The organism is Moorena sp. SIO1F2 (assembly GCF_010672755.1).
In the GTDB taxonomy this organism is placed as follows: domain Bacteria; phylum Cyanobacteriota; class Cyanobacteriia; order Cyanobacteriales; family Coleofasciculaceae; genus Moorena.
In genome coordinates this window covers 1-7,723 of record NZ_JAAHFV010000306.1, presented here as the reverse complement: position 1 = coordinate 7,723, position 7,723 = coordinate 1, and the positions used below count along the sequence as shown (strand labels likewise).

At 43.1% G+C, this 7,723-nt stretch carries 7 protein-coding genes; 4 read left to right on the top strand and 3 right to left on the bottom strand.

Features of this window, described 5'->3' with window-relative positions; translation table 11 throughout:
* Window positions 1–120 precede the first annotated feature (120 nt).
* Window positions 121–1,170 (bottom strand): glycine betaine/L-proline ABC transporter substrate-binding protein ProX, encoded by a 1,050-nt coding sequence (gene proX / locus F6J94_RS26260; RefSeq protein ID WP_293045589.1) that lies wholly within the window; start codon window positions 1,168–1,170, stop codon window positions 121–123.
* A gap of 320 nt (window positions 1,171–1,490) precedes the next feature.
* Between proX and F6J94_RS26255 the strand changes: the two genes are divergently transcribed.
* From F6J94_RS26255 to F6J94_RS26240, 4 genes are all read left to right on the top strand, one after another.
* Window positions 1,491–1,616: a hypothetical protein gene (locus F6J94_RS26255; RefSeq protein WP_293045587.1), complete on the top strand. Its 126-nt coding sequence runs from the start codon at window positions 1,491–1,493 to the stop codon at window positions 1,614–1,616.
* A 186-nt stretch (window positions 1,617–1,802) separates the two neighbouring features.
* Window positions 1,803–2,171, top strand: coding sequence for a hypothetical protein (locus F6J94_RS26250; protein WP_293029895.1), 369 nt, complete (start codon window positions 1,803–1,805; stop codon window positions 2,169–2,171).
* 349 nt (window positions 2,172–2,520) lie between these two features.
* Window positions 2,521–3,945, top strand: coding sequence for an aspartate aminotransferase family protein (locus F6J94_RS26245; protein ID WP_293045584.1), 1,425 nt, complete (start codon window positions 2,521–2,523; stop codon window positions 3,943–3,945).
* Window positions 3,946–3,953: 8 nt separating this feature from the next.
* Window positions 3,954–4,616 (top strand): class I SAM-dependent methyltransferase, encoded by a 663-nt coding sequence (locus F6J94_RS26240; RefSeq protein WP_293045581.1) that lies wholly within the window; start codon window positions 3,954–3,956, stop codon window positions 4,614–4,616.
* A gap of 149 nt (window positions 4,617–4,765) precedes the next feature.
* Here F6J94_RS26240 and F6J94_RS26235 read toward each other — a convergent pair whose 3' ends face one another.
* On the bottom strand, window positions 4,766–6,283 hold the full coding sequence (locus F6J94_RS26235) for a TauD/TfdA family dioxygenase (RefSeq protein ID WP_293045579.1): 1,518 nt from the start codon (window positions 6,281–6,283) through the stop codon (window positions 4,766–4,768).
* Between the two features lie 43 nt (window positions 6,284–6,326).
* Window positions 6,327–7,616: a cysteate synthase gene (locus tag F6J94_RS26230; protein ID WP_293045577.1), complete on the bottom strand. Its 1,290-nt coding sequence runs from the start codon at window positions 7,614–7,616 to the stop codon at window positions 6,327–6,329.
* Between the last annotated feature and the right edge of the window lie 107 nt (window positions 7,617–7,723).

Sequence of the window (7,723 nt, the reverse complement as noted above, 5' to 3'; positions counted from 1 at the left end):
CCCTACTCCCTACTCCCTACTCCCTACTCCCTACTCCCTACTCCCTACTCCCTACTCCCTACTCCCTACTCCCTACTCCCTACTCCCTACTCCCTACTCCCTATTCCCTATTCCCTATTTTTAAATAGAATCCCCTCCTGCCTTTTTTGCCTCTTCTATCCAGCTATCAAACAACTCTTGATTATTCTCAACCCATTCTTTAGCATGGCGGCGTATATCTTCTGGAGTGTTCTCACCCTCTTTGATCTTTAGGCTTTCAACGTTAATGTCCTCAGCCGGAATTTGAACTAGTTCAAACCAACGCTTGGCAACTGGGTTAGCTGCCAAAAATTTCTTGTTAGCAAAAATGCGCTGACGATCCACAGCAAATCCGAGATTTTTTCCGTCTACTGAGGTTTCTTTTTCGGTTATATTTTTTTGCAATTCAGGAAGAGATGTAAAGGGAACTTCTAACCAAACTACATCTTGCGTCGGTTTTAATACGGTAGATATCCAGTGAGGATTATAAGCATAATATAAAACACTTTCCCCTTGCTTGTAGCGAGTCATAACATCTGCAAGTAGCACAATGTATTGTCCTCTAGTGTGTTCAACCGTATCTTCTAATCCGTAAGCTTTAAGGTGATGATCGATTACTATTTCGCAAAACCAACCAGGATCACAACCGATTAAATTGGCTTTACCATTGCCATCTGTATCAAATAGTTTCGCAATTTTTGGGTCTTTAAATTGTTCCAGGTTATTAATATTATATTTATCAGCAGTTTTTTTATCGATCTGATAGCCTTGTATCCCATCAGGAGTAAGAACTCCAACTCGCTCTAACTTTTTGGTACCCCCAGCATTTTCAAAGAATTCTTGGTGTCCTCTTTCATAGTTAATAGTACTATAATCTAGGTCGCCATTAGCCACAGACACATAAATAACCGGATAGCTAATTTCTTTCGGTTTTTCTATTTCATAACCAAGTTTTTCCAGACCAATATTGACTATCTCGGTTTGAAACTGTTCCTCGATCCAGTTACTATGGGCAGAACGAACTTTAGTTTTTTTAACAGAGGACGTTGACTCACAGGCAATTGAACCCATTAAGCAAGCGATCAGAGTCATTCCTAACGTAATTTGTCTTACTTGTCGTTTCATGAAATCCTCTCCCAGGGTTTTTATCATGAAGTCTTACCTTCAGTCATAACTATAGCAGTTTTCAATGGGGTGAGGTACCTTCGTCTTGGGTTTTAGGGAGGAGGGAGTAGGGAGTAGGGAGTGTGGGGAGGGTTGGAAGTGTGGGAAGTGTGGGGAGGGGGCGCGGGGAGATGGGGGAGATTTGGATTAAGGGTAATTATCCTGACATCATATAAACCCAAATAATATATTCTAAACTATACTTATATTGCTATAATTTTAAAGTTAATAAAAAAAAACGATGCATCGCTAAAGTTATGCTTACGCTTTTTTTAGGTGTAATTTTTATGATAGCGTTTATCATACCTATGAGGCATACAAAATTTTTGCCCACTTTCCTGTTCCCTGTTCCCTGTTCCCTACTCTCTGCTCCCTGCTCCCTGCTCCCTGCTCCCTGCTCCCTGCTCCCTGCTCCCTGCTACCTAATAAATTAGCCTTCACCAACATCAAACTGGAGATGAAACTCCACTGACTGAATTAGATTTGTAAAAACATGATATCCTATAGGAAAGGTCAGAAAAACACTTATATCACACCCATTATATCTTCTGGCACTGCACCTCAAACAACAAGCAATTCTAATCCCTCATTTCATGGTTGACCAACAAAGAGGAGAGCTAATGAAAGGTACAGTTATCAAAAATCTCAAACTGATCAAAGTTGTTGACGGTGACACCATCAAGATACTCTTGGATAATGAGCAAGAATCAATTCGGTTTGTTTGTCTTGACACAGAGGAAAGTCAGCGCGCTGGCAGTAAACCTATAACCAACGCTGGCATCCTGGCCTCACAATGGGCGAAGGAGTATTTCGGGACAAACGAGGAAGGGATACCCAATCAGGATGTATGGGTGGATCTTGAATTCGACACCAACGATCCCGTGGAGGTTTGCCTGGATAAACATCGGGGCAATTATGGGCGATTGCTCTGCTATATCTACAAAGCCGGAGAGCAGGAGAATTTTAGGCGTTGCTTAATAATAGAATGATTTTAAGAGTTTTGTGGAATGGGCATCTTGCGTGGAACTGGCATCTTGCCAGTTTCAATATATTTTCGGGCGGGCAGGATGCCCACTCTACTTCTATTCAGCGCGAAGATTCAGCAACGCCTACAAATCGGTATTGTGCCGTTAACTATACCGATATAATAATTAAAATTTTACTCTGGTTGCTTTAATGTCCAAAACCTGTTATGATTGATATCATTGCCGGTTTTGGCATTACAATAAAATCTAGTATAGCCGTCGATAATATATCCAATTTTAGCGTTTTTACTAGTAATAATAAATTTTCCCTAATCCCTACTCCCTAATCCCTACTCCCTACTCCCCACTCCCTATGAAAGATACAGAAACAACCCTGACTAAAGCCCTTGCTATAATTATAAACTATTTAGACGGTAATTTGGAAACCGATTCCAAAGTCGTTAATTATCAAACCGCTAATGATCTTAAGGAAAAACTCGATTTAACCTTACCCGATGAGGGAGTAGCGTTAGAAGCCTTGATTCCTATAGTAGAATCTTACCTGAACTATAGCGTTAGAACCGGTAGCACTCAATTTTTTAATCTACTTTTTAGTGGGTCTAGTATTCCGGGAATCATAGCCGAGATGGTGACCAGTGCCACAAATACTACCATGCACACCTATGATGTCGCCCCAGTAGCCACCCTGATGGAAATAGAATTGATTAAAAAATTGACCAGTTTAGTGGGCTTTAATCAAGGTGAAGGGTTGATGGTAACTGGAGGAAGTAATGCTAATCTGATCGGAATGCTTTGTGGACGACATCACGTTTTACCGGACGCTAAATTGCAGGGATTGGGTCATCATCAGTTAGTCGCCTTTGTTTCCGATCAAGCTCATTATTCCTATTTAAAAGCTGCGAATTTGTTAGGGATTGGCATCAAAAATTTAGTCAAGGTTAAGTCTGATGTTGATGGCAAAATGATTCCCGAAGCACTAGACGCTGCCATTCAACAGAGCTTATCAGAAGAAAAAACGCCGTTCTTTGTGGGTGCAACTGCGGGAACAACTGTTTTAGGCGCTTTCGATCCCTTACCGACCCTTGCCGAAATTACCAGGAAATATGGATTGTGGCTGCATGTGGATGCGGCTTGGGGTGGGCCGGTTTTATTTAGTGAAAAACACCAGCATTTGTTAGCAGGAAGTGAGTTAGTTGATTCGTTTACTTGGGATGGTCATAAGTTAATGGGAGTTCCTTTAATTTGTTCGGCTATTTTAGTAAAACAAAAAGGAATATTGTCAGAAGCTTGCTCTGGAGGAGGTACCGATTATCTATTCCATGATGATGAAAATAATTTCTATAATTTAGGGACTAAGTCGTTACAATGTGGTCGGAGAGTAGATGCCCTAAAATTATGGCTGTGTTGGAAATACTATGGCCAAAAAGGTTATGAGCAGCTGGTCAATCATTTATTTTATCTAGCTAATTATGCCACCGAGTATATCCGCCGTTGCGATAATTTAGAATTAATCGCTGAACCACAATTTTTGAATATTTGTTTCCGTTATCTCCCCAAAGATAAACAGCTTGATTCTAGTGCGTTAGACCAGCTGAATCTAGACATACGCAACCGATTATTTCATTCTGGCACAGCTTTTGTAAACTATGCTCATTATCAAGGTCTGGTTATGATTCGGTTAATCCTGGCTAACCCTGAACTGCAAAAAGCCGATCTAGATACGTTTTTCCATAATTTACTTGATGCTGGTAAACTATGTGAAGCTGTTAAAGGATAGAAGAAATCATGAAAGATAGCAAAGAGTTTTACGAAGGGATGGGATTAAAATTTCTGGATCCTCAAAATCAGACGGAAGGAATCAGGGAGTATATGGAGTTAGAGGATGACTTTATACTGAAAACCTTTAAAGGGGTGGATAGTGTTCTGGATGTAGGATGTGGTGAAGGACGTTATATTCGTAAGCTTGCCCCCATTGTAGGAAAGATCACAGGAATTGATTTTTCAGAACAGCTTGTAGCCTTAGCTAAAGACTCCACTTCTACCTTTAATAATGTAACCATTTTAAACGGAAGAGCAGAACATTTAACAACTCTTGTTCAAGAAACTTTTACTTACGGGTTACTGGCATGGAATACCATTGGAAATATTCCTCAACAACTTCATAAAGCTATTTTCGATAACCTGGCAAAAGTAGTAGATAAAAAGGTATTTATATCTACGTTTAAATGTAACCAAGAGGTAATGGATGAGCGCTTACGCTATTATGACAAAACAGGTTTTAAGGTAGAAAGTATTGATGGCAATCAAGTCATTTTAGAAGGGGGATTGCATCATGCTAATGCTTATTCGTTCAGCTATTTCCAGGAATTGCTTGAATCGGCAGGATTTTCTATGGAAACTCATGATTTGGGCTTCGTTGGTGTGATGATTGAAGGAACGAAAAAATAAGTTTACTGAATGAGATTTTCCCCACCTTGAGGAAAATCTCAACAATCACAACAGGGCTTTATTCAGATTTAACGTCATAGGCATCAACGGTAGCCTCCCCATGGGAAGCACGCCCGGCAAGCGCCCCCAAAGGTGCTGCGTGCCTGTTTTTATTGGGCCACTGACTGCTCTGAATTGTCCTTGCCCAGTGCTCGCAGGACAAAAATGTGGTGGCGTACTTCCTGGTTGGTTTCAATCCCCACAAATAAGTGCTCATGTACCACCTCAGCCACCCCTGTGGTAACTAGTCGGCTGACCTCAGCAGTGTATTCACTCTCGGCTTCCCGCATTGACATGACTACCAGTCCGCCATCCTTTGTGACCCGGATGAACTCTTCCAAGGCTGGTTGTGCTCGAATCTGGCTTGCTGAAAGCCCTCCAACACACAGCACACCATCGTACTGACGGTCGGGTATGGGCAAGGGTTGATTAGCATCTTCTACATGATACTTACGGTAGAGTTCCCGGCGACGCGCCTCGAACAACATCTCGGTGGAAACGTCCATTGCCTCTAGGTTGGTGAGGCCATGATTACGCATCAGCAGCAAGGCATTCTTCCCTGTACCAGCCGCCACATCTAAGATTCGTGGTTCATCGGTTTGCACCAGTTTACCGAGATATTGCGCCAAAATCTCAGTGGCAATAGCTGGGATTTTGTAGCCAGCTTGATTTACGTCCTGTTCATAGCGGAATGCCCATTCCTGGTAACCAGCCTGATTGTCATCTTTCTTGAGGTAGTGCTCGATATTACTGATGGCTTCTTTGACATCCCCTGTTTCCCCTACATAACGCTCTGTCCGCAGATAAGGGTCGTGAGCCACCACCCGATGCATTCGGTGTAGCCCTTGGTTGTCTGCCCTAGCCAGGTGCTGCACTCCAAAGTTGTCCGAGATCACCACATCCCCCTTAGTCCAGGAATGGCAAAGAACCTGGTCTGGACGGTTGGCTTCCTCAAAGACGCGGTTCAAAAGTTCCGTACTCTCCTCTTCCGACATTCCTAGCAAGGACACGGTGAAATTCGGGTTTAGATAGAGCAGTGGCACACCTGTGTCGGGATGCTTAATCACTGCGGGATGAATAGCCTGCACGTCATTAGTCACATCATCCGGTCGGTTGACCTGGACATAACCCTTCTTGAGAGAGTGGAGAGCGCTGATACCATGCAACTGTTCCCTTAGTTCTGGTGACAGATTGCGGTACATTTGGTTAGCACTTTGGAAGCAGATGTCGCCACCACTGGGAGCCAGGATTTCCCCACAGAGTACGCTGGCGCGGGATGGGTTAACTCGCCAACTCATATCTGAGTTGAACAAGAATGAATCCGCTGAAATCCCCGTGTCACCCATGGTTTCGAGAATTTGCACCTTGCCAGCGGTGTCCTTGGCTTCGTTTACTGGGTGGTAGTTTTCAACTTGGCCAAAAAGTTCCGCTAACTTTAACAGGCTGGCGTCAGCTTGGATTGGTTGAGCGCCGACACTGCCTCCGTCAGCAGGAATAATCACTACCCCATTTTCGTAGAGCAGCTCTCGAATGCGATCGCATTGTTCTGGGCAATTAACATCAACGTTCGTCAGCTTGACCCCAAAGGGTTTGAGTTGATGGACTGCAAGAGTGGATAAGGTTTTCATGGATATTTTTTGATGGATATTAGACTGTTTAACTGGTAAGCCGTTATGATACACTCGTGATGCTATGTTCCAGAAAATCAGGCTCAATCTCTTCAGGTTTAAAAACTAAATCAGGTTTGAGGTAGTGTAACGGATAATCTTGGCGCATCCGTTTGTAGCCTCCACTAGTAATATTGAGCACAATGGTCTCCTTTCTACCGATTTTCCCCGCCTCAACCGCTTGAATTAAAGCACCAGTTGCCACACCGGCAGCAGGACTAACATCTATTCCTTCCAATTGCTCAAATAAAACCCTGGCTTTCTCTGATTCGTCATTAGTGACACCATACATTTCTCCCTCAGTATCCGCCAATGCTTCATAAACCCCTCCCGCAATAGAGTAAGCTGGGTTTCGGTTAGTAAGTACCTTAGCAGAAACCTGACTAATGCATTTTTTTGCTTCTATTTCGCTCAAAGCAGTAATTTCTCGACTACCTGCTTTCCAGGCATCGGTCATGGGTGTAAAAGGAATATTTTGACAGAGGTGAAGCTTCATTTTTTTGTTGCCAAATCTGCCATCTGCTAAAAATCTGAGATTTGCTTCGTAAGCTGAAATCCCACCAGTACCTGAACCGACGGCTTGGAAATAGTGATCAGGAATTTCCCCAATGGTGACTGTAGCATCCACAACCGTTAGCCCCATGCCATCCCGTCTGGCTACATTTTTAGCTCCTCCTTCCGGAAAGAAACCCTCTAATTCACTGATGATTTGTCCGATACGAATCGCATCGGAGTAGTCACCATTCCCACCAACAGCGATTAGACGAACACAAGAAGAATCAAACGGCTCCTTTGACCAGATGGCAGATAAATTTTGCTCTGGAATCACCAAGCAAAAGGGGATTTTCAGCTTAGAGCAAACCGTAGCAAAGGCTCGACCCGTATTTCCAGCTGAAGCAACCACAAGGGTTTTGGGGTTATCCTCTGGTATTCTAGCTAGGATGGGGAAAGCTTCTAATTCTTTAAACGAACAAGTCGAAAGATCAGCATCTCGCTCTGGCCAGTAGCCATTGAAACAAATGAAAAGATGATCTAATCCGAGATGGTGAGCCAGATTCTGGCTTTGATACGTAATCGGTTTACCATCTGCCTCTAAGTATCGATCAACCGGTAGCCAATCGATATATCGGAATAAACCTGGGAGATTCTCTTTGACTTCTAGCTTTTCGTTAGCATAGACAGCACGCAGAAGGGATGGCTCATGTTTCTCGTCACAGCAAAGGCGGAAAGGGTCTGGTTCATAGTCTTTTCCACACAAAGTGCAACGGAGGATATATTTGAGTTTAGACTTCATTGTGATTAGTCCTTGGCTACCGAAATATTATAACAGCTAGTTGAAACTACTCCCAGTGTTGATGGCGGACAAGCTCAACTATAATCCTTATATAGTCTGGGTTTTGA

Coding starts and splice junctions, on each gene's coding strand:
- proX (WP_293045589.1), bottom strand. CDS start 1,170: ATGATAAAAACCCTGGGAGAGGATTTCATGAAACGACAAGTAAGACAA.
- F6J94_RS26240 (WP_293045581.1), top strand. CDS start 3,954: ATGAAAGATAGCAAAGAGTTTTACGAAGGGATGGGATTAAAATTTCTG.
- F6J94_RS26250 (WP_293029895.1), top strand. CDS start 1,803: ATGAAAGGTACAGTTATCAAAAATCTCAAACTGATCAAAGTTGTTGAC.
- F6J94_RS26245 (WP_293045584.1), top strand. CDS start 2,521: ATGAAAGATACAGAAACAACCCTGACTAAAGCCCTTGCTATAATTATA.
- F6J94_RS26255 (WP_293045587.1), top strand. CDS start 1,491: ATGAGGCATACAAAATTTTTGCCCACTTTCCTGTTCCCTGTTCCCTGT.
- F6J94_RS26230 (WP_293045577.1), bottom strand. CDS start 7,616: ATGAAGTCTAAACTCAAATATATCCTCCGTTGCACTTTGTGTGGAAAA.
- F6J94_RS26235 (WP_293045579.1), bottom strand. CDS start 6,283: ATGAAAACCTTATCCACTCTTGCAGTCCATCAACTCAAACCCTTTGGG.